The sequence below is a fragment of the Actinoplanes utahensis genome (assembly GCF_016862455.1).
Taxonomy (GTDB): Bacteria; Actinomycetota; Actinomycetes; order Mycobacteriales; family Micromonosporaceae; genus Actinoplanes; species Actinoplanes utahensis.
On record NZ_BOMZ01000040.1, the window covers coordinates 59,622 to 84,601 of the forward strand.

The 24,980-nt window shown below is 71.6% G+C and carries 24 protein-coding genes; 15 read left to right on the forward strand and 9 right to left on the reverse strand.

Annotation, left to right across the window (positions count from 1 at the left end; translation table 11 throughout):
* Nucleotides 1-31 precede the first annotated feature (31 nt).
* A complete protein-coding gene (locus tag Aut01nite_RS14755; protein WP_043523455.1) occupies nt 32-1,024 on the forward strand; it encodes a glycoside hydrolase family 6 protein in 993 nt (330 codons plus the stop codon).
* Here Aut01nite_RS14755 and glxA read toward each other — a convergent pair.
* Both glxA and Aut01nite_RS14765 read right to left on the reverse strand, forming a co-directional pair.
* The gene (glxA, locus tag Aut01nite_RS14760; protein WP_083998579.1) at nt 1,021-2,970 is read right to left on the reverse strand and encodes a radical copper oxidase GlxA; all 1,950 of its coding nucleotides are present in this window, start codon (nt 2,968-2,970) and stop codon (nt 1,021-1,023) included. The genes Aut01nite_RS14755 and glxA overlap by 4 nt on opposite strands.
* The gene (locus Aut01nite_RS14765) at nt 2,967-4,712 is read right to left on the reverse strand and encodes a glycosyltransferase family 2 protein (protein WP_236642579.1); all 1,746 of its coding nucleotides are present in this window, start codon (nt 4,710-4,712) and stop codon (nt 2,967-2,969) included. Before Aut01nite_RS14765 ends, glxA begins: the two co-directional genes overlap by 4 nt.
* Before the next feature lie 182 nt (nt 4,713-4,894).
* Here Aut01nite_RS14765 and Aut01nite_RS14770 point away from each other — a divergent pair, with 182 nt between their 5' ends.
* Together Aut01nite_RS14770 and Aut01nite_RS14775 are read left to right on the forward strand one after the other, a co-directional pair.
* Nucleotides 4,895-5,158, forward strand: a complete 264-nt coding sequence (locus Aut01nite_RS14770) for a hypothetical protein (protein WP_043523456.1) — start codon at nt 4,895-4,897, stop codon at nt 5,156-5,158.
* Nucleotides 5,159-5,375: 217 nt separating this feature from the next.
* Nucleotides 5,376-7,337 carry an acyl-CoA dehydrogenase family protein gene (locus Aut01nite_RS14775; protein ID WP_043523457.1) on the forward strand — a complete coding sequence of 654 codons (1,962 nt, stop codon included), beginning with the start codon at nt 5,376-5,378 and terminating at the stop codon, nt 7,335-7,337.
* Here Aut01nite_RS14775 and Aut01nite_RS14780 read toward each other — a convergent pair.
* On the reverse strand, nt 7,334-7,897 hold the full coding sequence (locus tag Aut01nite_RS14780; protein WP_043523458.1) for a YbaB/EbfC family nucleoid-associated protein: 564 nt from the start codon (nt 7,895-7,897) through the stop codon (nt 7,334-7,336). The two genes, Aut01nite_RS14775 and Aut01nite_RS14780, sit on opposite strands and share 4 nt — an antisense overlap.
* 82 nt (nt 7,898-7,979) lie before the next feature.
* On the opposite strand from Aut01nite_RS14780, the gene Aut01nite_RS14785 reads away from it, so the two are divergent.
* From Aut01nite_RS14785 to Aut01nite_RS14800, 4 genes are all read left to right on the forward strand, one after another.
* Nucleotides 7,980-9,155, forward strand: coding sequence for an NHL domain-containing protein (locus tag Aut01nite_RS14785; protein ID WP_161790593.1), 1,176 nt, complete (start codon nt 7,980-7,982; stop codon nt 9,153-9,155).
* A gap of 36 nt (nt 9,156-9,191) precedes the next feature.
* On the forward strand, nt 9,192-9,671 hold the full coding sequence (locus Aut01nite_RS14790) for a hypothetical protein (protein ID WP_043523460.1): 480 nt from the start codon (nt 9,192-9,194) through the stop codon (nt 9,669-9,671).
* Between the two features lie 17 nt (nt 9,672-9,688).
* Nucleotides 9,689-10,750, forward strand: a complete 1,062-nt coding sequence (locus Aut01nite_RS14795) for a hypothetical protein (protein WP_043523461.1) — start codon at nt 9,689-9,691, stop codon at nt 10,748-10,750.
* A gap of 64 nt (nt 10,751-10,814) precedes the next feature.
* A complete protein-coding gene (locus Aut01nite_RS14800; protein WP_043523462.1) occupies nt 10,815-11,012 on the forward strand; it encodes a hypothetical protein in 198 nt (65 codons plus the stop codon).
* Nucleotides 11,013-11,016: 4 nt separating this feature from the next.
* Here Aut01nite_RS14800 and Aut01nite_RS14805 read toward each other — a convergent pair whose 3' ends face one another.
* Both Aut01nite_RS14805 and Aut01nite_RS14810 read right to left on the reverse strand, forming a co-directional pair.
* The gene (locus Aut01nite_RS14805) at nt 11,017-11,754 is read right to left on the reverse strand and encodes a hypothetical protein (RefSeq protein WP_043523463.1); all 738 of its coding nucleotides are present in this window, start codon (nt 11,752-11,754) and stop codon (nt 11,017-11,019) included.
* A gap of 59 nt (nt 11,755-11,813) precedes the next feature.
* Entirely contained in the window at nt 11,814-12,329 is a 516-nt protein-coding gene (locus Aut01nite_RS14810) for a GNAT family N-acetyltransferase (protein WP_043523464.1), read from the reverse strand.
* A 49-nt stretch (nt 12,330-12,378) separates the two neighbouring features.
* Here Aut01nite_RS14810 and Aut01nite_RS14815 point away from each other — a divergent pair, with 49 nt between their 5' ends.
* The 5 genes from Aut01nite_RS14815 to Aut01nite_RS14830 all read left to right on the forward strand — a co-directional run bounded on the left by Aut01nite_RS14815 (nt 12,379) and on the right by Aut01nite_RS14830 (nt 15,575).
* Entirely contained in the window at nt 12,379-12,951 is a 573-nt protein-coding gene (locus tag Aut01nite_RS14815; protein WP_043523465.1) for a TetR/AcrR family transcriptional regulator, read from the forward strand.
* On the forward strand, nt 12,948-13,529 hold the full coding sequence (locus tag Aut01nite_RS14820; protein WP_052163359.1) for a hypothetical protein: 582 nt from the start codon (nt 12,948-12,950) through the stop codon (nt 13,527-13,529). Before Aut01nite_RS14815 ends, Aut01nite_RS14820 begins: the two co-directional genes overlap by 4 nt.
* 115 nt (nt 13,530-13,644) lie before the next feature.
* Entirely contained in the window at nt 13,645-13,779 is a 135-nt protein-coding gene (locus Aut01nite_RS44295; protein WP_268871689.1) for a hypothetical protein, read from the forward strand.
* Nucleotides 13,780-13,946: 167 nt separating this feature from the next.
* On the forward strand, nt 13,947-14,294 hold the full coding sequence (locus tag Aut01nite_RS14825; protein ID WP_201775458.1) for a hypothetical protein: 348 nt from the start codon (nt 13,947-13,949) through the stop codon (nt 14,292-14,294).
* A 96-nt stretch (nt 14,295-14,390) separates the two neighbouring features.
* On the forward strand, nt 14,391-15,575 hold the full coding sequence (locus Aut01nite_RS14830; protein WP_043523466.1) for a low temperature requirement protein A: 1,185 nt from the start codon (nt 14,391-14,393) through the stop codon (nt 15,573-15,575).
* Between the two features lie 33 nt (nt 15,576-15,608).
* Here the strand turns inward: Aut01nite_RS14830 and Aut01nite_RS14835 are convergent, their stop codons facing one another.
* Nucleotides 15,609-16,478 carry an isocitrate lyase/PEP mutase family protein gene (locus Aut01nite_RS14835; protein ID WP_043523467.1) on the reverse strand — a complete coding sequence of 290 codons (870 nt, stop codon included), beginning with the start codon at nt 16,476-16,478 and terminating at the stop codon, nt 15,609-15,611.
* 186 nt (nt 16,479-16,664) lie between these two features.
* Between Aut01nite_RS14835 and Aut01nite_RS14840 the strand changes: the two genes are divergently transcribed.
* On the forward strand, nt 16,665-17,489 hold the full coding sequence (locus tag Aut01nite_RS14840) for an IclR family transcriptional regulator (RefSeq protein WP_052163360.1): 825 nt from the start codon (nt 16,665-16,667) through the stop codon (nt 17,487-17,489).
* Nucleotides 17,490-17,585: 96 nt separating this feature from the next.
* A complete protein-coding gene (locus Aut01nite_RS14845; protein ID WP_043523468.1) occupies nt 17,586-18,215 on the forward strand; it encodes a DUF2461 domain-containing protein in 630 nt (209 codons plus the stop codon).
* Between the two features lie 37 nt (nt 18,216-18,252).
* Here the strand turns inward: Aut01nite_RS14845 and Aut01nite_RS14850 are convergent, their stop codons facing one another.
* Nucleotides 18,253-19,173, reverse strand: a complete 921-nt coding sequence (locus Aut01nite_RS14850; protein ID WP_052163385.1) for a serine hydrolase domain-containing protein — start codon at nt 19,171-19,173, stop codon at nt 18,253-18,255.
* Nucleotides 19,174-19,222: 49 nt separating this feature from the next.
* Nucleotides 19,223-21,763, reverse strand: a complete 2,541-nt coding sequence (locus Aut01nite_RS14855) for a M14 family zinc carboxypeptidase (RefSeq protein ID WP_236642580.1) — start codon at nt 21,761-21,763, stop codon at nt 19,223-19,225.
* Nucleotides 21,764-21,929: 166 nt separating this feature from the next.
* On the opposite strand from Aut01nite_RS14855, the gene Aut01nite_RS14860 reads away from it, so the two are divergent.
* Entirely contained in the window at nt 21,930-23,033 is a 1,104-nt protein-coding gene (locus tag Aut01nite_RS14860; RefSeq protein WP_152628543.1) for a hypothetical protein, read from the forward strand.
* Here the strand turns inward: Aut01nite_RS14860 and Aut01nite_RS14865 are convergent.
* On the reverse strand, nt 23,024-24,979 hold the full coding sequence (locus Aut01nite_RS14865; protein ID WP_152628557.1) for an ABC transporter ATP-binding protein: 1,956 nt from the start codon (nt 24,977-24,979) through the stop codon (nt 23,024-23,026). The genes Aut01nite_RS14860 and Aut01nite_RS14865 overlap by 10 nt on opposite strands.
* Nucleotide 24,980 lies beyond the last annotated feature (1 nt).

A 24,980-nucleotide genomic window follows, 5' to 3' on the forward strand; every position in this document is an offset into this window, starting at 1 on the left:
CGGGTAGCCGCTGCCGGTAGCTTCGCGGGCGATGAGAAGGTTACCCGCGCTCTGTGCCCTGGCAGCGATGGTCGTGCTCGGCGGCTGCACGTCGGAGGAGCCCACCGTGACACCGTCGGCGACGGTGGTGCCCGAGTCCGCCGGGTTCTACGTGGAGCCCGACGCGCCCGCCGTCAAGCAGGTGGCGGCGTGGCGGGCCGAGGGCCGCGCCGAGGACGCCGAGGCGCTGCGGCGGATCGCCGAGTCGCCGACCGCGGTGTGGTTCGCCGACGCGAACCCCGGTTTCCAGGATCGGGCCCGGCGGCTGGTCACCGACGCCGCCGCCCGGGGGCAGACGGCCGTCCTGGTGCCGTACTACGTGCCGCAACGCGACTGCGGCGGGCACTCCGGCGGCGGCGCCCCGGACGCGGCCGCCTACCGCGCCTGGATCGCCGAGCTGGCCGCGATCGTGAACGGCCACCCGGCCGTGGTCGTCCTGGAGCCGGACGCGATCCCGCACGTGCTCGACGACTGCGTCACCGGGGACGCCGCCGAGGAACGGCTCACCCTGCTGGCCGAGGCGATCGGGGCGTTCAAGAGACAGCCGGGGACACGCGTCTACCTGGACGCCGGCAACCCCGGCTGGATCAAGGACGCCGGCCGGGTGGCCGAGGCCCTGGACCGGGCCGGGGTACGCGAGGCCGACGGGTTCAGCCTCAACGTGGCGAACTTCGAGACCACCGAGGCGAACGTCGGGTACGGCACGGCGATCTCCGACCGGCTCGGCGGGCTGCCGTTCGTGATCGACACCAGCCGCAACGGCAACGGGCCGGCGCCGGTCGACGCCCGCGACGCCGAGGGGCACTGGTGCAACCCGCCGGGCCGGGCGCTCGGGCCGGCACCGACCACCGAGACCGGCACGCCGCGGGTCGACGCGTACCTGTGGATCAAACGGCCGGGGGAGTCCGACGGGGCGTGCCTGCCGGACGCGCCCCCGGCCGGTCAGTGGTGGCCCGAGTACGCGCTCGGGCTCGCCACCAACTAGACGATCCTCACCCAGCGGGCCTTCGACGGGACGCCCTTGCCGTCGACCACGAAGAGCATGTACCAGCCGGCGGGGACCAGGCCGGGGGAGTCCGGGACGGCGATGCTCACCCCGCCGGGGGTACGCCGTACGCCCACCTCCACCGACCGCTGGTCCACGTCGGTGCCGTGCGTGACGGCGCTCGGCCGGACCAGCCGGGCCGCCCGGATCCGCGACCCGTCCGGCGTGGCGAACTGCGCCTTGCGCCCGCGTTCGATCGCCCGCGGCCCGCCGTCGATCGCCGGCCGGTCGCCCTGGAACAGGTAGGGCGGGCTGTAGATCTCGATCCGCTGCTCGAACGTCCCCGGGTTCTTGCCGGTCGAGTCGTAGATCGGGTCGCTGCCCATGGTGACGACCCGCCCGTCCGGCAGCAGCAGCGCCTCCGCGTGGTAGTTGCGGCCCACGCTCGGCGCCGCCGCCTCCCGGAACTCCTCGCGCGCCGGGTCGTAGAAGTGCGCGGTCAGCAGGTCGCTGCGGTTGCGCCCCCGGTAGGGCCCACCCCGGTACCCGGACGAGCCGCCGCTGGTGAACACGGTGTCGTCGGGCAGCACCACGGTGTTGAGGTAGCGGGCCGGCGCCGGCAGGTCCGGGCCGGTCCGGTACCGCGGCTGCTTCTCGCTCAGATCGGCGATCGCGGTGCGGGCCGTGGACACCGGCGAGTCGCCGACCGCGCCGCCGCCGAGGATCATCACCTTCTGCTTCTGGGCCGGCGGCAGCATCACCGAGGCGCTGGTCTCGGTCATCGCCGCGTCCTCGAGACCCGGCACGGTGCGGAAGGTGTTCTTCGCCACGTCCCACAGGCCGGGGGTACGGCCCTCGCTGTCCGATCCGTACCCGGCGTTCGAACCGGAGAAGAACAGCTTCTCGTCCTCGGTCAGGAACAGCGCCGGATAGGTCGGGAACACCCGCTTCAGCTCCGGCGCGGGCACCCACTTCTTCTTGTCCACCTGGTAGCGCTCGTTGACGCCGGGCAGCATCCGGCCGAACTCGTCCAGCCCGGACACGGCCAGGACGTCACCGTCCGGCATGGTGGCCAGGGTCGGATACCAGCGGTGCTCGGTCATGTCGCCGGTGCGCACGTACCGTTCGGCGACCGGGTCGAACTCGTACGTCGTCTTGTCCCCGCCGTACTCCTGCTTCTCGCGGGTGATCTTCTCGGCGATGCCGTACAGGTTGCGCTTGTCGTTTCCGGTCAGGCCCTCGATGGCGTACTGGGCCGGCTCGCGCACGATCGGAGCGTCGCCGGAGTCGACGGCGTCCACCCACACCTCGGCCTCGCCGGCGTGCACCATCGTGTGGGCGCCGTGCGTCATCTTGGTGGCGGCGGGCACCGTCACGTCTGCCCGGCTCGCGTAGACGCGGCCGTTGCCGGCGACGAACCGGGTGCCCTTCGCGAAGGTGCGCGCCCCGAAGTCCGGCGACTCGTTCTTGATCTTCATGACCCCGGCGGCGTGGGTGATGTCGGCTTCCAGGACCTCGTACGACTTGGTGCCGCCGGCCACCAGCAGGTTGCCGTCGGGCAGGAAGGTGTGCCCGGCGCAGAACAGGTCGGTCGGGGTCGGCACCTCGGTGAACTCGTCGGTGCGCGGATCCCACAGCACGGTGCGGAACGTGCCGGCCTCGAAGTCGTCCCGGTTGTTGCCGGACCCCGCGATGATCAACACCTTGCCGGTACGCAGCATCGCCGCGTGGATGGCGTTGACCCGGAAGTCCGCCGGAACCCGCAGCAGCGACCAGTGCCCGAACTTCTGCTTGTAGGAGTCCCGGTTGATGGTGAACTCGTGGTACCGGTCCGCGGCGAGACTCACGATCGGCCGGTTCACCACCGCCACCGCCGCCATCAGCGGCACCGTCACCAGCATGGTCAGCACCCGCCGGGCGATGCTGGGCCTTCTCCGCGCGGTCATGCGGCCGATCCGATCATGAGAGGTTCCTTCTCTTCTTCGTCGTGCGTCTCGGGCCTCGTGCGGGACCGGCCGAGCGCCTGCACCGCCCAGATGGCCGGCGGGGTGAGGCAGAGGGCCAGGTTGAGCGACGGCCACAACCACATGAAGCCGTGCGCGTGGCCGGTGAACGCGGCCACGATCAGGAGAGCGGCGTAGAAGGCCGCCCACCGCAGATGGGTACGGAAGGTCAGCAGCGAGTCCGGGCTGGCCGAATCGCCCTTCGGCGTCACCACGAAACCGGCCGTGCGCCGCAGCACCGACTGCAGGAACGAGGTGACGTAGATCGGCGCGCACAACGTCGACAGCAGCATCCCGGTCAGGCCCGACGACCCGGCCTCCTCGTGCGGGCTGACGTTGTGCCGCCGGTTCCAGATGTAGAGGCCGACCTGGAACAGCGCCGCGTCCACGTACAGCATCAGCCACACCTGCTGCGGCACCTGCACGCCCTTGACGCCGAGCAGCACGTGGAAGACCGCGGTGGCCGCGCCGAGCAGCCAGGCGACCGCGGTCAGCGGGTAGTACGCCATCAGCAGCGCGTAGTGCAGCGCACGGCGTACCCCCAGGCGGGGGATCATCTTCGCGAACCCGGCCACGCACACTTCGTCGGTGCCGCGCGACCAGCGGTGCTGCTGGCTGAAGTAGTCGGTCCAGGAGGACGGGCCCTCGCCGACGGCCAGGACGTCCGGGGTGTAGACCGACCGCCAGCGCCGGCCGGTCGCCGGATTGCGGGAGGCGTGCTGGGCCAGGCTGGTCGCCATGTCCTCGGTGATCGAGTCCTGCAGGCCACCGATCGACTGCAGGGCCTTGATGCGTACGGCGTTGTTCGTCCCCACCAGCATCGGGATGCCGAGGCGGTTGCCGGCCCGCTGCAGCAGCGAGTGGAACAGGTACTGCTGGGACTCGGCCCACTTGGTGATCACGTTGTCGTAGTTGCCGTAGATCTGCGGCCCGATCACGAACGCCACGTCGGGGTCCCGGAAGTAGCCGAGGAGCCGCTCGCAGAAGTTCGGCAGCGGCACGTGATCCGGATCCACCGAGACGAACACGTCGTACGCGTCGCCGTGCCGGTCCATCCACGAGTTGTAGTTGCCGTGCTTGGTCTTCGCCTTGAACCCGCCCGCCGCGGTGTTCCAGTCCGGCACCCCCTTGCGGCTGAAGTGGTGCACGCCCACCCGCCGGCACATCTGGCGCACCTCGGGATCGTCGCCCTCGTCCAGCAGCCACACGTGGTACCGCCCGGGATGCCGGATCCGGGTCGCCGCCCGCAACGTCCGTTCCACCATCTCGATCGGCTCCTTGCCGGGCACGATCGTGGTCAGGAACGCCACCCGCAGCCGCTCGTCCGGCGGCACCGGGATCGGATCCCGCGCCCGCAGCGTCGCCAGGCACAGGGTCACGACGTTGACCAGACGGAACAGCTCGATCAGCGCGGTCGCGGCGATCATGAAGACGGTGACCAGGAACAGGGCGGTCTGCATGCGCCGGTCGGGAAGCTCCACCTTGGCCAGCAGCCAGCCGAAGAAGGTGCTCTCGAAGGCGAAGGCGAACGCCGCGATCAGAGCGGACCGGATCGGGCGGCGCCGGGACAGCGGTTGCAGCCGGACCTGGTAGTCGTCTCCGTCCGGAACGGCCTCGACGTCGCCGGCGAGCCGACTGAAGCCGTCATAATCCGGCAGACGGGATATATCACGCTTTCCAGTCACCGCAGAAAGATAGCGAAAATTACCGAGAACCGGGCATTCCTCGTACCTCTATCGTGTCGTGTCCCGGACTGAGAACGATTCACGGACCGTGCCGGAAATCGTCGAACCGACGCGGCCCGTCATCCGTTCTCTCTGGCAGGCGGGGCACGGGCGTCCCGCGGTGAACCGACAAGGCGGTGGCAATGCTGATCCTGTCCCTCCTCATCCTGGTCCTGGCCGCCGCCTGCGTCCTCGCGGTACGTGGGGTGCGGGCGGACGTGTCCGCCGAGACGGAGTCGCTGACCGTTCCGGAGGCGCTCTTCGCACCGGAGAGTCTGGAAGGCGTGCTCTGCGCTCAACTGATGGACGGTGAGATCACCCGGCGCCAGTACCTGCGCTCGATGGCCGGCATCGCCGCCCGCGACGAGGAGCGGCACCCCCTGGTCGTGCCCGGCCACGAGGACTGACCGGAACCACCGCGGCGTGCGGGTTCCCGGCTGGCTGTCAGGGCCGTCTCGGCGCCGCGGAGACAGCCCTGACGGCGGCGGCCAGGGGGATGCTGACCGCCAGCGGGAGGCTGATCTCCAGTGTGCCGCCCGATTGCGCATATCGGCCTTGTCGGGCGATAGGTCGAATTATCGAGTACGAGGTTCATCCGAGGTTACTCGTGGGTAATATAGTGTCATGATCAATGGGGTTTCCGCGTCCCTCACCGAGGTCCTCGACGGCCGGTGGGCGCACATCCGTCAGGCCGTGCGCTCCACGCTCGGCCCCGAGTTCGTCACCGTTCCCGGCGAGACCGGGGACCAGGCGCGGGACCGGATCAGCCGGCTGATCCGCGCGCTGCCCACCGACGTCGGGGTCGCGTCGGCGTTCCCCGCCGCGTACGGAGGCTCCGACGATCCCGGCGGCTCCACCGTCGCCGCCGAGATGCTCGGCCAGGTCGACCTCTCGCTGATGGTCAAGGCGGGCGTGCAGTGGGGCCTGTTCGGCGGGGCCGTGGTCGCGCTCGGGACGGCCCGCCACCATGAGCGGTACCTGCGCGGCATCATCTCCGCCGACATCATGGGCTGCTTCGCCATGACCGAGACGGGACACGGATCCGACGTCCAGCAGTTGCGGACCACCTGCACGTACGTTCCCGAGTCCGGGCACTTCGTCCTCGACACCCCGCACGAGGCGGCACGCAAGGACTACATCGGCAACGCGGCCCGGGACGGGCGGATGGCCGTCGTCTTCGCGCAGCTGATCACCGGCGGGCGCTCCTACGGGGTGCACGCGTGGCTGGTACCGATCCGTGACGAGCACGGCGACCCGATGCCGGGCGTCACCATCGGCGACGCCGGCGCCAAGGCCGGGCTCCTCGGCGTCGACAACGGGCGGCTCAGCTTCGACCACGTGATCGTGCCCCGGGACATGCTCCTCGACCGGTACGGCCAGGTGGCCGAGGACGGCGCCTACACCAGCACCATCGAGAACGACACCCGGCGCTTCTTCACCATGCTCGGCACCCTGGTCCGCGGCCGGGTCACCGTCGGCGCCGCCGCCTCCGCGGCCACCCGCAACGCGCTCACCATCGCCGTCCGGTACGGCGACACCCGGCGCCAGTTCACCCGGCCCGGCGACGACCGTGAAGTGGTGCTCAACGACTACCTGGCGCATCAGCGCAAACTGCTCCCGGCGCTGGCGCGGTCGTACGCGTACGCCTTCGCCCAGGAGGAACTCGCCGTCACCATGGACGAGGTCTTCTCCCTCGTCGAACCCGACGAGCACCGCCAGCGCGAACTCGAATCCCGCGCCGCCGGCCTGAAAGCCGCACAGACCTGGAACGCCACCGCCACCATCCAGATGTGCCGCGAGGCGTGCGGCGGCGCCGGCTACCTCGCCGAGAACCGGCTGCCCGGCCTCAAAGCCGACACCGACGTCTTCACCACCTTCGAAGGCGACAACACGGTGCTGCTGCAGCTGGTCGCGAAAGGACTGCTCACCGGCTACCGCGACGCCTTCGGCTCCCTCGACGGCTGGGGCCGCGCCACGTTCGTCGCCGAGCAGGTCGGCGAGATGATGCTGGAGCGCACCGCCGCCCGCTCGCTGATCCAGCGCCTCGTCAGCGCCGTCCCCGGCCGCGACGAGGAGGTCGCCGTGACCGACCGCGGCTGGCACCTGGCCGCCTTCGAGGACCGGGAGAAACACCTCCTGGACGGCGCGATCCGCCGGCTCCGCAAGGGCGCCGCCACCAAGAAGGACCGCCCCTTCGACATCTTCAACGACGTCCAGGACCACGTGCTCGCGGTCGCCACCGCCCACATCGACCGGATCACCCTGGAAGCCTTCGTCGCCGGCATCGACCGCACCGCCGACCCCGAGGCACGTGCCCTGCTGTCGAAACTCTGCGACCTGTACGCCCTGACCACCATCGAAGCCGGCAAGGCCTGGTTCCTGGAACACGGCCGCCTCACCCCGGCCCGCTCCAAGACCGTCACCGCCGTGATCAACGACCTGCTGCGCGAACTGCGCCCGCACATGCGCACGCTGGTCGACGCCTTCGCCATCCCGGACGAATGGCTCAACGCGGCGATCCTGCGCGAGGAACCGGCCCGCCAGGACACCATGGCCAAGGAGGACGACGCGGTCCGCGCCCGCTAGCGCGTACGGTCCAGCCAGGATCGGGGGATGCCGAGATCGAAGTGCTCGGCCTTGAGCAGGGTCAGTCTCCGCTCCCGATCCTGGATCAGCCCACCGAAGGCGGACACCACCTCCTGGACGAACTCCGGTTCGCGGAGACGGCGCAGGGTGCCCGGCTCGATGTCGACATGCCACTCGGTCATCCCGACGGTTCGTACGTGCAATACCTCAGATGGTGAAAGGGCCTGACACTCCAGCCTGCGCAGTCCTTCCTCGAAGAGCCGATAGCGGGAGTCACGTGGGGTGCGGCGATCCGCCTCGGCCTCCTCGGTGCTCAGGCCCTGGTAGCGGCGGTAGATCTCGCGGCGTTCCCGTTCCCAGGCGACCCAGGTGGTGGCGCCGAGGCCGGCGAGTTGCCTGCTCAGGCCGCGCTCGTCAGCCTGGTCGTAGGCGCCGGGCCGGAGGCGCAGCTCCAGCCGCATGTCGCCGGAGACCGTCGCCCGGATCTGACCGTCCGGCGAGGTTCCGGTAACCGTCATGCCCCGGAGTCGATCACCGAAGTCGATCTCGTACGGGTTCATGCCATCCTCCCGCTATCGGGTGCTCCTGCCGAACCGATCGATGGAAACCAACGTATGCGCTGGTGTGTGGTACACAAAATTCGTGACAGTGCGACGCGTCGCCGCCGGTGTGACGGTGCTGCTGTCGGTTCTCGCCGTTCCGGTGCCGGCGGCAGCCGATCAGGGCGTCGCTCCGATGACGCGGGTGGCCGGTGGGAACGGGCTGGGTTTCGGCGGCGACGGGGGCCCGGCGGCGTCGGCGAAGCTGGACGGTCCGCACGGCGCCGCGGTCGCGCCGGACGGCACCCTCTACATCGCTGATACGGGCAACCACCGGGTCCGGGCCGTCCGGGCCGACGGAACCATCACGACGGTCGCCGGCGACGGCGGCGAGGACGGCGAGACGAGCGCGGTGGCGGCAGGCTCCCGGGCGACATCGATCTCCCTGCGTACGCCGACGGAGGTCGCCGTGGCCGGCGACGGCACCGTCCTCATCGCGGACAGCGGGGTGAGCCGGGTCTACGCTCTGACGCCGGACGGATCCATCTCGGTCCGCGCGGAGGTCTCGACTCTCCGGGAGCACCGGGACATCCGCGGGCTCGCGGTGGCCGCGGACGGCACCCTGTACGCGTCCGACCGGAATGCCGGTCAGGTGCTCGCCTTCGCTCCGGACGGAACCCGCAGCGTGGCGGCGGGAAACGGGGCCGTGAAGTCGTACACGCCGGTCACCGCGCCGGGAAGTCTCGGGACCGACGACAGCGGTGACCTCTGGATCGCGAGCCACAACGTCTTCCGGGCCCGTGCCGGTGAGGTCGCCCCGGTCATCCTGCCGGAAACCGGGCAGTGGGCCGTCGGCGACGCCGGGCGGTGGCCGCCGGCAGAGGAGGACATGGCCGACATCGGGGCGCTCGGAGTCGGGAACACCGGGGTGTATGTGCTGGACAGCACGGCCCGTAAGGTCAGCTGGCTGAAACCGGGCGGTGAGATCGTGACCGTCACGGACCTCCCGGTGGATCCGTTCGGGGCCAGGGATCCGGTGGAACTCGCGATCAGTTCGGTGTCGGCGGGACCCCTCTATCTGATCGACACGACGGGGAGCCGGATCTTCGCCATGGAGGTCCCGGCTGCGTCCTCCGGCTCGAACGAGGGCTCGAACGAGGGCTCGAACGAGGGCTCGAACGAGGGCTCGGCACCGACCTGGATCTGGCTCGCCGGAGGGCTGGCGCTGGCGGTGGTGCTCGCAGCCGGTATCGGGATCGTGCGGCGGCGCCATCGGTGAACATGCGGATCCGACCGACGGAACGGGGGAACGGAAATGCCGGAGAACGTGACCGGTGGTGATCTCTACCGCCTGTGGAGAGTGTCAGAGGTCAACCTGCCGCGCGTGGCGGACGTGTTCTACGACGCCGGCCAGGCTCTCGGGAGAGCTGCCGGCGGCAGCACCGCGTTTCCCGCACGGGACAGCGTCTATCCCGGCGCCTCCTTCAAGGTCAGTGCTTTGGGCACCGCCTGGGAGGATCTGCGGTCCACCATGCAGTCGATCATGATCGAGATGGGGGATGTGGTCATGGACACGGCACGCGGGGTGCGCGTCGCCCGGGAGCTTTTCGACCGTGTCGACCAGGAGAGCGGCAAGACCCTCCTCGAGGCCTACATGGGACCGGAGGGGACCTCGGTGACCGTGGCCGAGCCGGGAGGCAGGGCCGGCCACGACTACTCCGAGCCGGCCTCGAACCCGCCGGTCCCCGGTACGCCTGAGCATCCTGTCAGGCCGGACTCGGCACCTTCGCGATAGAGGACAGGAGCGGATTCATGGCCGAGACCGGGGCGACGCTCTTCGATGTCACCACGCCGCCGGAGCTGGCGGGCGCGGCCTTCGAGGGCAGGGTCCGGGAACAGGCTCGCGCCCTCAAGGCCGAACTGATCCGGCAGAATCTCGCGGACGCTGACTCGTGGGCGCGGTCGGTCGAGGACAAGTGGGCGAACGAGAACCCCGACAAGGCGCCGATCTTCGCCATCTCGGACGAGGAGCGCGCGCGATATCGCGACCGGGTGGAGAACTCCGACCACGAGTGGATCATTCCGTCGTTCGAACAGCTGATCACGCCGGATCCCGATCAGTTCAATCCCATCATCGATGTCCTGTCGCAGGTGGAGGCGTCCTTCGGCGGCCGTCCGGACTCGACCGGGAAATGGGTGGGAGCCGACCCGAACCTCGGCCGCCTCCACGACGTCCGGACCGACATGGACGAATGGGCCGGCGCCTTCAAGAACAGCTTCATCGACAGGTTCCTCACCCCCTTCCAGTCGACTCTGCCGAACCACAGCCTCCTGGCCCGGAGTGTCGGCGATCAGATGAGGCTGATGAAGGTCACCTACATCCGGCAGCGCAAGTCGACGCTCGAACTACTGGACAACGCGATCGCGGCCACGAAGGCGCTCAGCAACCGTTCCACCTCGGGGGCGGACGCCGTGAAATGGGCGACGATCATGCTGGTGGTCAGTGGCACGCTGCTCGCGGCGTACGGCACGGGTGTGGGGGTGGTCGCCACGGCGGCCTGCCTGGAGGTCGCCGGAACCGTCGGGCAGGGGCTGTTGCCGGAGCCGAAGGAGAAGCAGAAGCTTCCGCTGTCCGCTCCGACGGCGACCGAGGTCGCCCAGAACGTGGTTCAGGCGCTCAACCGGCTGACCAGCGACGTCCACGAGACCGAGCAGATAGCCGTCGGGGCGTTACGGGAGCTCCATCGGGTGGCCGAGCGGGAGCGGCTGACGGCATTACGGTCCAACACCCCGGGCGCCTTCCTCGTGCCCGCCCCGCCGCTGGCCGACGCCACCCCGGCCCAGTTGGACGCGGGCTTCTTCCCGGACGAGTGAACCCGCGACGCCGTTCCCGCCCCCCGATCCGCTCAGCTTCGCCGTTCTCGCCGGTCTACCGGACATGACGGTCTCGGTTCGCTACATGTCGATGTCGGTGGATGGGTACATCAGCGCGCCCGACGGCGGGCTCGGCGGGCTGCACGACTGGTTCGTCACCCCGGACGGGCGGTTCGAGCGACCGTCCGGGGCGACCGTCCGGGAGATCGTCCGGGTGGTCGACACGCCGGAGGCGACCCACCCGCGTCACCGGGTCCGCTGATCCGTTACTTCTTGCCGGTCAGGGTCGCCATGTCGATGACCTGGCCGGCGGCCGGCGCCTTGAGGTCGGCGAAGGTCGCGCCGAACTCGGTGAAGACGAGCGCGTCGCCGGCCGTGTTGCCGATCTTCAGCAGGTACGGCTCCCCGGTCGTCGCCACGAACACCTTCGACTCGGCGTCGCTGCTGTCGGTCACGACGATCGCCGGCTTGCCGTCGACGTCGGCGGTCTCGCCCTTGCTGGCGGTGCCGGTCGGCGACAGCAGCTCGTCGACGTTCCAGATCTGGAAGATGCCGGACATGTCCTTGTTCGAGGCCGGCACCTCCAGCCACTTGGTGCCCAGCGCGGCGGACGCCTGCTTGGCGGTGGCGCCGAGGCCGAGCGTCGACCAGAAGCCCTCGGACGGCCGCATGTACTGCTTGCCGCCGACCTTCAGCAGCGCGATCTCGGCACCCTTGCTGATCGACATCGTCCCGACGAGGTCCGCGCCCGAGACCCGGAAGTCCATGGTCATGGACTGGCCTTCGGAGGTGGCGCCGCCCTTGACGTGGTACGAGCCGGCCTTCGTCAGCGCCTCCCGGGCCTTGGTCAGGATCTCGTCGGCGGTGAGCGCGGCCACCCCGTTGCCGGCCGGCGCCTGCGACGCCGCGGTGGCGGCGGGCTCGGCGCTGTCGTTGCTCCCGCAGCCGCCGAGCAGCATGGCGCCGGCGGCGAGTGCGGCGATTCCGGCCTTGAACTTGCTCATCTGATCTCTTCTCCTCTGAGGTGGCCGGGCGACCCTACCGACCCCAGGACACGACTTGATCAAGTGAGACGTTGCTCTCCCAGGTCCAGCTCCCAGTTCTGGCCGACCACCTCGTGCCCGAAGCTGAACTGCGGCTCCTCGCTGGTCAGCAGGAAACCGGCGGCCTGGTAGATGCGGCGCGCGGACCCGAGCGTGTCCACGGTCCACAGCACGACCCGCTGATATCCGGCCGTGCGGGCGAAGGCCAGGCACTCGGCGACCAGGCGGCTGCCCAGGCCGAGCCCGCGCGCGCCCGGGGTGACCAGCAGGACGCGCAGCCGTGCGGTGCCCGGCTCGTCGCCGGCGACCAGCGCGATGCTCCCGGCCCGCCGGCCGTCGGCCTCGGCGATCCAGGCCGCCTCCCGTGCCGGGTCGTGACGGGCGGCGAACGCGGCGACGATGCCCGCGACCTTCGCCTCGAAGTCGGTGGTCCAGCCGAACTGCTCGCTGTAGATCTCGCCGTGCGCCATCACGATCCAGCCGAGGTCTCCCGGCCGGTCCGCGGGGCGTATCGCGACGCCGCGCTCTGTTCCCATCAACGCCTCCCGCTGAAACAGTCGTTTCAGTGGACGGTAAGCTACACCGGTGAACGAGGAAGCCGCCAACCCGTCGGCCCGCAAAGCCGAACTGCTGGAAGCCGCCTATCGGTACGCGCTGGTCAACGGCCTGGCCCGGCTGTCCCTGCGCCCTCTCGCCGCCGCGATCGGCTCCAGCCCGCGCGTCCTCGTCTTCCTTTTCGGCAACAAGGAGGGTCTGATCCGCGCGGTGCTGTCCCGCGCCCGCGCGGATGAGCTCGCCATCCTGGAGCAGGTCGGCGATCCGGTCCCCGGCCTGCCCGCGACCGTCGAGCGGCTGTGGTCCTGGCTCGCCGACCCCACCCACCGGCAGCTGCTGAAACTGTGGGCCGAGACCTACGCCACGTCCCTCGTCGAACCGGACGGGGTGTGGGGCGGTTTCGCCGCCGCCACCGTCCACGACTGGCTCGCCGTCCTCGCCACCTGCCAGCCCGCCGCCGAACGCGACAGCCCGGACGGCGCCGCCCGGCGTACCCTCGCCCTCGCGGTGCTCCGCGGTGCTCTCCTCGACCTGCTCGCCACCGGCGACCATCGCCGCGTCACCGCCGCCGTCCGCCACCAGCTCGCCCTGCTCCCGGCGTGACCGGCTACTGGGATCCGCTGCCCACGGCCCGGCGGCTGGTCGACGGGCCGTTCCTCACCGGGCGCTGGGAGCAGCGGAACTGGCGCAACGTTCCGGGGCCGTTCTACGCCGGCGAGACCGACAGCCTGGCGATCGGGCGGCTGGACGCTCCGGCGCACATCTGTTACGACGACGATCTCGGTGGCGGATTCGGGTCCGAGTTCATCTACCGCCAGCCGGTGAACGAAGCCGAGACCGCAGCGGTGATCAACGGCTGCCGGGCCGAGCTGTATCAGGGGTACAACTGGGACGGCGACGACCACTGGACCATCGCTGCCGTCCGCGACTGGTGGCGCGACCGGGGCCGGGTGCGGGAGTGGGCGGTCGCGATCGCCGCCGACTGGGGAGCGGACACCCATCCGCACTGGGGGTTCAACGCCGACCCGACGTACCTGAGCCACTATCACGACGCCGCCCAGGGGCACCGCGACTACATCGCCTATCTCGACGACGGTCTGGAGGCGTACCTGCGTGGTTACCTGTTCTGGCTCGATCAGCGCCGGGAGCCCCGCGCCGGCGAACTCCTGCCCGCCCTGTGACCCGCGATCGACCACCGCACGTACCCGGGCGCCCAGCCTGGTCGTCACCGCCCCGCGGGACCCGGCGGCCCCGCCGCGGATCTCCGTCTCCGGCGCCGCACCGGCCGGCGCCGCCGTGGACGACCTGATCCGGCGTCTCGGCGTACCGCCCGCGACCGACGACCGGCATGACGGCACCCATCGCACGGTCAAACGGTGGCTGGCCGGCGACGAGATCCCGGACGGCCGGTTCGCGAGTCGTACGGCCTGACCCACCCGTTCGGCACCGGCGGCGCCTACCCGAACTTCCCCGAACCGGGCCTGCCCGACCGCGCCTGCCACCTGGAGAACACCGCCCGCCTCCCCGCCTGCGCGCCGCCCACGACCCCACGTCGCTGTTCAGGAGAAGGGAGAGCAGCCTGACAGGGGATGTCAGGGATGTCCGGTGATGATCACCGCCATGAACGACGGAACGCCGAGGAGATCACCTTTCCGACCCTGAACAGCGGCGGCCTCACCCTGCGCCTCTTCGACCGCGAGCAGAGGACCTGGTCGCTCTACTGGGCGAGCAGCCGAACCGGCCTCCTCTACCCGCCCGTGTCCGGGGTCTTCACCGGCGGCCGCGGCGACTTCCACGGCGACGACACCCACGACGGCGAACCCATCAAGGCCCACTTCATCTGGTACGACATCACCCCCACCTCCGCCCGCTGGGAACAACGGTTCTCCCGCGACAACGGCCGGACCTGGGAGCCCAACTGGACCATGACGTACACCCGCGCCTGACCGCCCGGCCCCGGACGGCGAGCCCGCCCCGCAGAGACCGGCCGGTGGGCGCGTGCGGGGCGGCGCCGAGCGATGATTACATGCTTACATGGGCGCATGACCCGACCGCGGCTCGATCTGCGGGCGATGCCGGAGACCGGCGCCGTCTCGCCCTTGGAGCTCTTCCTCGACCTGGTGTTCGTCTTCGCCCTGACCCAGGTCACCGCCACCATGGCCGCCGGGCTGAGCGGGGCCGGCCTGCTGCGCGGCCTGCTCGTGGTGGCGTTGCTGTGGTGGAGCTGGACCGGGTACGCCTGGCTCGCCAACCTGGTCCGCGCCGACCAGGGGATCGCGCGGTTCGTCATGTTCGCGGCGATGGCGGCGATGTTCGTGCTGGCCCTGGCCATTCCGGAGGCGTTCGGCGACGCCCCCGGCGGGCTGTCCGGGCCGGTCGTCGTGGCGGTGTGCTACTTCGTCTTCCGTGCGCTGCACCTGCTGCTGTTCTACGCCGCGTCCCGTGGTGACGTCGCGCTCCGCGGCCAGGTGCTGCGGTTCACGCCCGCGATGCTGGGCGGCACCGTGCTGCTGCTGGCCGCCGCCGCGACCGAGGGCACGGCCCGGATCTGGCTGTGGGTGGCGGCGCTGATCGTCGACTACGCCGGCACCTACTTCGGTGGGGTGCGCGGCTGGCGCCTCCGCTCGGCCGGGCACTTCGCCGAACGGCACGGCCTCATCGTCATCGTCGCCCTCGGCGAGTCCATCGTGGCGATCGGTGTCGGCGTGGCGCGGCTGCCGATCTCCTGGCCGATCGTCGTCGCCTCCGCACTGGGCCTGGCGCTGGCCGGTGGGCTCTGGTGGGCGTACTTCGGATTCAGCTCCGCGGCCGGGGAACACGCCCTGGCCGCGGCGGGCGACGGCGAGCGTGCCGCCCTCGCCCGGGACGCCTACAGTTTCCTGCACCTGCCGCTGATCGCCGGGATCGTGCTGCTCGCCCTGGGCCTGAAGAAGACCCTCGAATACGTCGGCGACGAGCAGGCGCACACGCTGACCGACCCGCTCAAGGGTGTGGCGCTGGCCGCGCTGACCGGTGGCCTCGCCCTGCACCTGCTGGCCCAGGCCGCCTTCCGCCGGCGCGTCACCGGCCGCCTCGATGCGGCCCTGCCGGTGGCGGCCCTGCTGATCGTCCCGTTCGCCGTGGCCGGCACGGCGATGCCCGCGCTGGCCACCCTGTCCGCCGTCACGCTCATCACCCTCGCAGCGGTCACCGTCGACTCGCGCCGCCACACCGCCCCACCCCGCTGACCGCCCGCCCGGTCACCGCGACCGGGATGCGGGTCATGTCTGCAAGCCTGTCGGGACGTGACGGGCGTCGGGGTCGAGCGCCTCGTCCCGGCCGGCGAGGGCGGTGAACGCGGCCCACGGCATCCGGTCGACCGGTTCGGCGGCGCCGGTGTCGGCGATCGCCCGGTAGGCCAGGGACGCGGCCCGAGTCGCGGCGAGCAGCGCCGCCATCGGGTGCAGCACCAGCCGGACCCCCGCGGCGAGAAGATCGGCGTCGGTGGCGGCGGGCCGCACGCCGCCGGCCTCACTGCGATCGACCACCAGGGGTACGCCGGGAAGCGCGCGGTGGATCCGCCGGAGGTCGTCCACGCCGTCCACCCCCGCCGGGAGGATCGCGTCGGCGCCCGCCTCGGCGTAGGCGCGGCACCGCACGATCGTCTCGTCGAGCCCGTGCGCCGTGGCGCCGGTCCGGGCGATCAGCACCATCTCCGGCACCTGATCGGCCAGGGCGGTGATCGTCGCGGCCGCCTCGCCGATCGGGAGCACCTCCTTGCCGGCCGGGCGGCCGCCGGGTCCCGGGTTGCCCCGGTCGTCCAGGTGCAGGCCGGTGATCCCGGCGCGGGAGTAGGCCAGAGCGGTCCACACGGCGTGCAGCGGATCGCCGTACCCGGTGTCGGCGTCGGCGATCAGCGGCACCCCGCCGAGCGCGGGGACCAGTGTGGACGCCCGGTCGGCGATCCGGGCGCCGGGCACGAACTCGAGGTCCGGCCGGCCCAGCATGATCGCCGCGACGGCGGCGCCGGACAGGTGCACGGCCCGGTGGCCGGCCGCCACGGCGAGCGCCGCGGTGACCGGGTCGTAGACGCCGGGGACGTGGGTGACCCGGTTCTCGGCGAGAATCGCTCGCAGTGCGGTGGCAGTCATGACTGGATCTTCCTCGCCGCACGCGGGCGCCGCTCGGCACGGTCGGCCGGGACCGGGGGTGCGGGCCGAAGCCGTCCGGCGTGCCGACGGCCGGTCGACCCGGGAACGGTACGGCGTTCCACGGGGCGAAATGGCAGGCTAGAGTGCGGCAGAGTTCTTCCGCACCTGTTCGCTGGGGGTTTCGCTGTGCCGACGCCGACGCCGACGCCGACGCCGACGCCGACGCCGGGCCCTGCTGAGGACGAGCGCCAGTCCCGTTCCATCGCCGCCGTCGAGCGGGCCATGGACGTGCTGCTCCACTTCGGGCGGACCGAGCAGCCCGACCTCGGCGTCACCGAGATCGCCACCGCGCTCGGCCTCACCAAGGCCGCCGTGCACCGCATCCTCACCGCGCTGCGCAGCCGCGAGCTGATCACCGTCGACCCGTCCACCCGGCGGTACGCGCTCGGTCCCGCCGCCGTCGCCCTCGGCCGCGCCTACCTGGCCCGCACCGACGTGCGCGCGATGGCCGCCCCCGAGTTGAGGCGCCTGTCCGAGCGCACCCGCGAGACCGCCACCCTGTCACTGCGCCGCGGTGACACCCGGCTCTACGTCGACCAGGTCGTCTCCGGTCAGGAGCTGCGCCTGGAGGTGAGCCTCGGCATCCCGTCCCCGCTGAACGCCGGCGCCTCGTCGAAGGCGTTCCTGGCGTTCCTGCCGGACTTCGAGGTCGACGCCTATCTGGCCCGGCGCCCTCTCGCGGCGGTCACCGACCAGACCATCACCGACCCGGCGACCCTGCGCAAGGACCTGGCCGCGATCCGCAAGCGGGGGTACGCGACGTCGCTCGGGGAACGCCAGGCCGGCGCCGCGTCGGTCGCCGCCCCGATCTTCGACCACGACGCCCGGGTGGTCGCCGTGATCAGCGTGGCCGGGCCGGCGCCGCGGTTCGAGCCGGGCACCGGGCAGACCGTCGCCGATCTCCTCGCCGCCGCGTCCCGCCTCTCCGTCCGGCTCGGCCACCAGCCCTAGATCTTCGGCCCGGGTTCACGGGTTCGCCCTGGGCGGCTCGGCGACGCGGAGGGCGGACGGTTCCTCGCGCTCGCCTCGTGATGGCATGCTCTGCTGGTGACGTTCGCCGGCTGGCCGAGCGAGGCCCTCGAGTTCTACGAGGGTCTCGCCGCGGATAACTCGAAGACGTACTGGACCGCGCACAAGCCGTTCTACGACAGCCGGGTACGCGGCCCGATGGAGGAGCTGCTCGCCGAACTGGAACCGGAGTTCGGCCCCGGCAAGATCTTCCGGCCGTACCGGGACGTGCGGTTCAGCGCCGACAAGACGCCCTACAAGACCCACCTGGGCGCGTGGCTGGAGTCCGGCGGCTACATCCAGCTCTCCGCCGACGGTCTCGCCGCCGGCTGCGGCATGTACCAGATGTCCTCAGACCAGCTCACCCGCTACCGGCGAGCGGTCGCCGACGAGCGCCTCGGCCCGTCCCTGAGCGGCCTCGTCGACCGGATCGAGAAGTCCGGCATCGGAGTCCACGGCCACGGCACCCTGAAGACGGCGCCACGCGGCTTCCCCAAGGACCACCCCCGGATCGGCCTGCTCCGGCACAAGGGCCTGACCACCTGGCAGGAGTGGGAGCCCGCCCCGTGGATGGGCACGGCCGCCGCCCGCGACCGGATCGCGGGCTTCCTGCGCGGCAGCCGCCCGCTGCGCGACTGGCTCGACAGGCACGTCGGCCCGCCGTCCTGACCGCGTGCCGATGGCGGTCGCCGGACGCGCCCGAGCCTCACACGCTCACGGGTCCCTGAACCTCGCACACCGGAAGGCGGGACAGGACCAGATCGTGGATGGCGGCCAGGAGGGCCTGGTCGTCGCCGGAGTGGGCGGTCACGGTCACGGCGGCGCGGCGGGCCGGATCGATCACGGCATACTGGCCGTGAGCGCCGTCCATCCGATAGGCGCCGTCCCGGTCCCGCCACACGCCCAGACCGTACCCGTGCGTGTAGGGCCCGCCGGGCGGCCGTCGGCTGGAGGCGACCGTCTCCCGGGACATCCGCCGGGCGAACCCGGCGGGCAGCACCCGTCGCCCCTCCCACTCGCCGTCCTGCAACAGCAGACGCGCGAAACGGGCCAGCTCCTCCGTCGTCAGGAACAGGTCGCTCTCCGCGAACGGGAAGCCCAGCGGGCAGGTGCGCCAGGTGGGATCGTGCAGACCGAGCGGCTGGAAGAGGCGAGGCAGGAGGTACGCGCGGAGATCCGCGCCGGTCACCCGGGCGATCACCCGGCCCACCGCATAGGGACCCGATCCGGTGTACGCGAACCGCGTGCCCGGTTCCGCGACCAGCGGTGCCGCGACGATCTCGTGCAGCAGATCGGCCGCGTCGATCCGCTGATGCGCGAACCACCGGTGGCTGGTTCCGCTGGTCATCGTGGTCAGGTGCCGCAGCGTCACCGCGCCGAACCCGTCGGCCGCCAGTGGCCGTAGTTCGGGCAGGTGGTCGAGCAGCCGGTCGTCGAGGGTGAGACGGCCCTCCGCCTCGGCCAGGCCGAGCGCGACCGCGGTGAACGTCTTCGCCACCGAGTACAGGTTGACCCGCTCGTCCGGCCGGAACCGGTGCTCCACCGGTGGGTGGCCCGCCCGGTGCACGTGGATCCCGTACGCCCCGAGGTTCCGCTTTCGGACCGCCCGTACGAAATCGCCGATCATCACTGCACGGTATACCGGCCCCGCCCGGAGACGGGGCCGGTACGGACGGTTACCCGGCGGTCCAGAAGAGGGCGCGGGCGTACTGGGCGTACAGGCCCTTCGGGTGCGCCCGGAACAGCGGCTCGGTGCCGAACAGGACGGCGTTGCCGCCGCCCGCGGTGCTGCCGGAGACGACCGCCGCCTGGCCGGCCGCCTGGGCCGGACCGTTGGCGCCGGCGTCGGTGGGCAGCCAGTGGCCGGCCACCAGCGGATCCGCGCCGTACCGCTGCTCGACGGTGAAGCCGGTGCCGGTGAACCAGATCGGCGAGTAGACGAACGAGTGCGGCGGGGAGCCGGCGCCCACGATCGGGCCCTCGTTCGTGACGGTGACGACGCCGTTCGCGTCGCCGCGGCCGGTCACCGCGGTCGCCGGGAGCACCTTGGCGGCGGCGTTGAAGGCGGCGCCGGTCGCCCCGCGGGTGAGGACGCCGCCGCCGCGGGCCAGGTAGGCGTCGACGGCGGCGCGGGCGGCCGGGGTCAGGCCGGTGTAGGACAGGCCGGACGACACGATCAGCGTGTCGATGCCGGACAGGTCGAACCCGGCGTTGAGGACGGCCGTGGACACGGTCTGGACCGCGAAGCCCATCTCCTTCAGGGCGAACAGCTCGTCGGCGGAGACGGCGGCGGCGATCACCGGCTGCTCCACGGCGGGGCCGGTGGCGCCGCGCGGGGCGGCGGTGAACCGTACCCCGAAGGTCTTCGCGATCGACGTGGCCACGGCGCGCGCGTCGGCCGGGACCACGACGGTGCCGGCGGCCGTACGCCGCACCTTGATGCCGCGCGTGAGCAGCTCGTTGACCGCACGCACATCGTTGCCGTCGCGCAGCGACAGGCTGAGGTCGCGCCCGTGCGGGGCGTCGACCGCGCCGGTCGGGGCGGCCCGGGTCACCGGGACCGTGACGGCGCGCGGGGCGGCGTCCCGGCTGATGTCGACGGCGGCGCCCCAGAGCAGCCGGTGGCTCCAGCCGGAGATGTCGTACATCTGCGGCACCAGGTCGGAGATGTCCCGCCCGGCTTCCAGGAACACGTTCGCCAGACCGCGCTTGGGCTGGTGCATGTCGACGATGTACGTGCCGCCGGAGTACCGCTTGCCGGCCAGCGTGAACGGGTGCAGTGCCTTGGTGACGCGGATGTCGTTGGCGACCAGGTGGTTGACGAGGCGGGCGGCGGCGGGCGTGCCGGCCGGGATGACGTAGGCGCGCGGGAACTTCGTCGAGTACCGGTCCTCGGGGCCGAACCCGTCGACGAACCCGTCCGGGATCACCGGGGAGGGCGCGCCGGCCCAGCCGCGGCGGAACTGCTCGATCTGGTCGGTGAGCAGCGTCGCCCGGTTGGTGTCGGCGTACGTCAGGGCCGCCTCGATGGTCGCCGCCGCCACGTCGGTGTTGATCCTCGACCGGCGCCGCAGTTCCTCGACGGGCAGGCCTGTGTAGTCGGCGTTGTTGACCCGCAGCGGGATCTCCACGGTGTGGCCGATCGCGCCGTGGTACATCGCGTACATCGGGGTGAAGATCGGCGGCCAGTCGTCCCAGTCACCGGGCGCGTAGTCCCGGAACGGGATGTCGGCACGCGTCGTCTCCGGGTATCCGAGCTTCTGGATGGCCTTCTCCATGCCGAGCGCGTTCGGCAGGGCGTGCTTGATGTACAGGTCGTACTCGTAGTTCTGCCCGTGCGGCGGGGTGGCCGGCTCGATCAGCGTGGTCCCGGTGTAGCCGTGCTCGTCGAGCATGACGAACGGCTGCGTCGAGATGACCACGTCGCGCACGGCTCGCGACTCGGGCTGCGAGTTGGTGGCGAAGTCCCGGTTGACGTCGAAGCCGGCGCCGTTGGCCCGGGTGCCGGCGACCCGGCCGTCCGGGTTGTTGCTCACGGTCAGGTAGACCCGGCTGCGCTTGAGGAGGTCGCGGGTCGTGGCGTCGGTGGCGGTGGCGAGGCGTTCGATGACGCGCATCGAGCCGTCGGTGCCCTCCCACTCGTTGCCGTGGATGTTCGCGTTGATCCACACCGGCGTCTTGTAGCCGGCCTTCAGCGACCGGTCCCGCGCGGCGGCGGACGGGTTGTCCTCGATCAGTTCCCGCCAGCGGTCCTGGCGGGCGGCGTCGGCGGCGGACTCCGGCGCGGTCACGGTTACCAGATAGAGATCACGGCCTCCGGCCGACTTCCCGATGATCTCCGCGGAGACGCGGTTCGAGGCCTTCTGCAGGGCGTTCAACCGGGGTGCGATGGAGTGGTACGGGATGAGCCCCAGCTTGATCGATCGATCTTCCGGGTTCTCCGGGTAGACCGGCAGGGTGTTCTGCCGCGGGTAGCCCTTCCACGTCTTCAGCGTCCACGTGGACGCGGGCTGCTCCGCGGGGAGCGACCGGGTCGACAGGGCGCTGACCGCCGCGTTGTCGACGGCGGCGACCTCGTTGCGTTCCGCCCCGTTGCCGAAGTCACGGGTGGAGGGAGTATCGGCGGGGGCGGCCGCCGCCGGGTTGGCGAGCACGGCCGCGGCGAGCAGGGCGGTCCCTAATCCGGCCAGCGTTCGCCCGGCCAAGGTTCGTGACAAGTCCACAAAGCACCTCCGTTGGGATGCCCCGACCCTCTCCGGGCATCGCTGGATGCGCAATGATCTATATGGCTGATTTGCCATATCGTTAGGGTCATCCTCTTCCCCGAGCCTTTCATGATCAACTAAGGTTTCGGCGCCTGCCGCGCTACCTGGGGAAACGTTCATGAGACTTCGCATGCGGCGCCGCCACGCCATGGTGCTCGGCGGTGCCGGGCTGGCTCTGCTCACGGCGGTGACGGCCGTGGTGCTCGCCGTGCCGCGCCTGAACCGGGCCGCACCCGCCGACCCGGTGGAGGCCGAGGCCGTCGCGACCATGCGTGCGCTGGCGGGTCAGGTCGCCGAAGCCCCGGCCGCGCGCTACACCGGCACGCTGCGGCCGGCCGGGCGGAGCCCGTTCACCATCGACGCCCGGGTGACCGCGGCAGGGACCGCGCTCGCGGAACTGCGGGTCGACGGGCAGGTCGCCGAAGCGGCGGACTTCGGTGATCGCACGTTCGTCAAGGGCGGCCAGAGCTTCTGGCACTGGGCGGGGATCCACGACGACCGTAAGCACGAGTTCACCCATGACCGGTGGGTGCTCGTACCGCCGGAGTTCCTCGGATTCGACCTCGGCGACGGGCTCGGCGCGGGCGGAGCGATGGCCGGTCACCGGGCGGCCGATCCCGTCGTCGGGGACCCCGGCACGCTCGGCGGCATCGGGGTGCGGCCGGTCGGCGCCGGCGGGTTCGTCTATCAGATCAGCATCGCCGCGCCGGCCCGGCTCGTCCGGGTCGTGACGGTGGCTTCGCGGGCGGACGGCGACCTGCTGGAGCTGGCGCCCGCCGTGCTCGCCGGCCCGGACCGGCAGCGGTTCTTCACCGAGCTGCGGACGGCGGCCTCCGAGGCGGCGACCGCTGCCGACGTCTCCGGTCTCTTCGAGTTCGAGGGCGAGACCGAATTCAAGCTGTGCGGAACCGAGACCTGCATGGTGCTGATGAAGGTGGTCAACAAGGCGCCGCTGACCGGCCGGCACGTGGCGGCGCAGGCGCCCGCGGGAGGTGTGGTCGAGGTCGGTGTGGTGATCGAGGGCAGGAATGTGCGGACCTGCACCGATCATGTCTCTCTGAAGCCCGGCGAGAGCACGGTCATCAGGTGCTTCGCCGTCTACGAGGCGGCCGGGGGACGCTTCGTCGAAGCCGAGTCGGACGTCTCCGGGCAGGCGCTGGCCCCCGACCAGGCCGGCCGGCTGCGCGCGGACCTGGCGGCAGAGCTGGAGCGCTACGCCTGACCCGCGGACGCGTGCGACTCCCAGGTGGCGTACATGGCGGCGTAGGCGCCGCCCGCCGCCACCAGGTCGTCGTGACCGCCCTGTTCGGCGACGCCGCCGTCGTCGACCACGATCACCCGGTCGGCGCGGCGGGCCGTGGACAGCCGGTGCGCGACCAGGATCGCGGTCCGCCCGTCGAGCAGCCGCTGGATCGCCGCCTCGACGCGCAGCTCCGACCGCAGGTCCAGGCTGGAGGTGGCCTCGTCCAGGACCACCACGCGGGGTTCGGCGACGAAGACGCGGGCCAGGGCGATCAGCTGCCGCTCGCCGGAGGACACCGACTGGCCGCGTTCGTGCAGGACCGTGTCGAGGCCGCCGGGGGAGCGGTCCACCAGGTCCCGCAGGCCGACCGCGTCGACGGCCGACTCGATCAGCGACGCCGGCGCGTCCGGGCGGGCGAAGGTGATGTTGTCGCGCAGGGTCCCGGCGAACAGGAACGGCTCCTGCGGGACCACGCCGACCTGCCGGTGCAGCGAGTCCAGGGTGACGTCGCGCAGGTCGTGGCCGTCGATCAGGACGCTGCCGGAGTCCGGGTCGTAGAGGCGGGCGACCAGTTTCGCGAGGGTGGACTTGCCGGCGCCGGTCGGGCCGACGCAGGCGACGGTCTCGCCGGGGGCGATCCGCAGGGTCACGTCGTGCAGGACGGGGCGCGCGGGGTCGTACCCAAAGGTGACGGACCGCAACTCGATGGCGCCCTCAGCCGGTGGCAGCGCCCCGGCCCCGGGCTTCTCCACGACCGCGGGGGTGGTGCGCAGCAGGCCGCGGAGCTTGCCGAGCGCGGCGCGGGCCTGCTGGTAGTTGGTGTAGAGCTGGACGAGCTGCTGGACCGGCTGGAAGAACGCGTTCAGGTAGAGGACGAACGCGGTGAGCTCGCCGATCGACAGTTCGCCGCGCAGCACCATCCGGCCGCCGATCAGCAGCAGCGCCGCCAGGCCGAGCAGGCCGATCACCGAGGTGCCGGGGCCGTAGACGGCGCTGATCCGGCCGGTGTGATCGTTGGCGTCGCGGTACCCGCCGACCACCTCCCGATGCTCGGCGACCTGGGCGTCGCGCTGGTTGTGGGCGGTGATCACCCGGACGCCGTAGAGGCTCTCCGACAGATGGGTGAAGAGCGCGGCGATGGCGTCGCGCTGCCGGCCGTAACCGGCGTCGGCGGCCCTGCGGAACCACAGCGACAACCCCAGCAGCGGGGGTACGACCAGCAGCAACGTGATCGCCGCCAGGCCGGCGTGGTAGTGCACCAGCACCGCGGTGACCACCACCATGGTCAGCCCGTGGATGAGGAACTGGGCGAACCCCTCGGACAGCAGATGTTGCAGCGCCTCCACGTCCGAGGTCATCCGGGTCATCGTGACCCCGGCCTTCTCCCGGGTGTAGTGGTCCAGGCTGAGCCGCTGCAGGTGCGCGAAGACCCGGACCCGCAGATCACGGGTGGCGTACGCGGCCAGCCGCCCGCTCTGCCGGATCCGCACCGCCGACGCGGCCGCGGTCAGCAGCACCGAGACGAAGAACGCGACGGCCGCTAACACCAGCCATCGCACGTCCCGGGCGACGATGCCACTATCGATGCCGACCTGCACCAGGTACGGACCGGACTGCAGCAGCAGCGCCTCGATCAGCACCGCCACCGCCGCGGCGACGAGCAGGCCGGGCCGGCCGGACAGCAGCGACCACAGGGTCAGCCGGCCGGTGTCCGGTTGCTGGGTGAACGGCTCGTCGGGCGCCGGCCTCGCCGGCTCGGCGGATTCCAGCCGGGCGACACCGGCCGCCAGTTCGGCCGGGATGCCCGCGAACGGGGTGCCGCCGCCCTGCCGCCGGTCCCGGCCACCCGCGCCGGTGCCGCCCATCCCGCCGATCGCCCCCGAGCCGGGCCCGCCGCCCGGCCCGCCGAAGCCGCCGCCGAACATG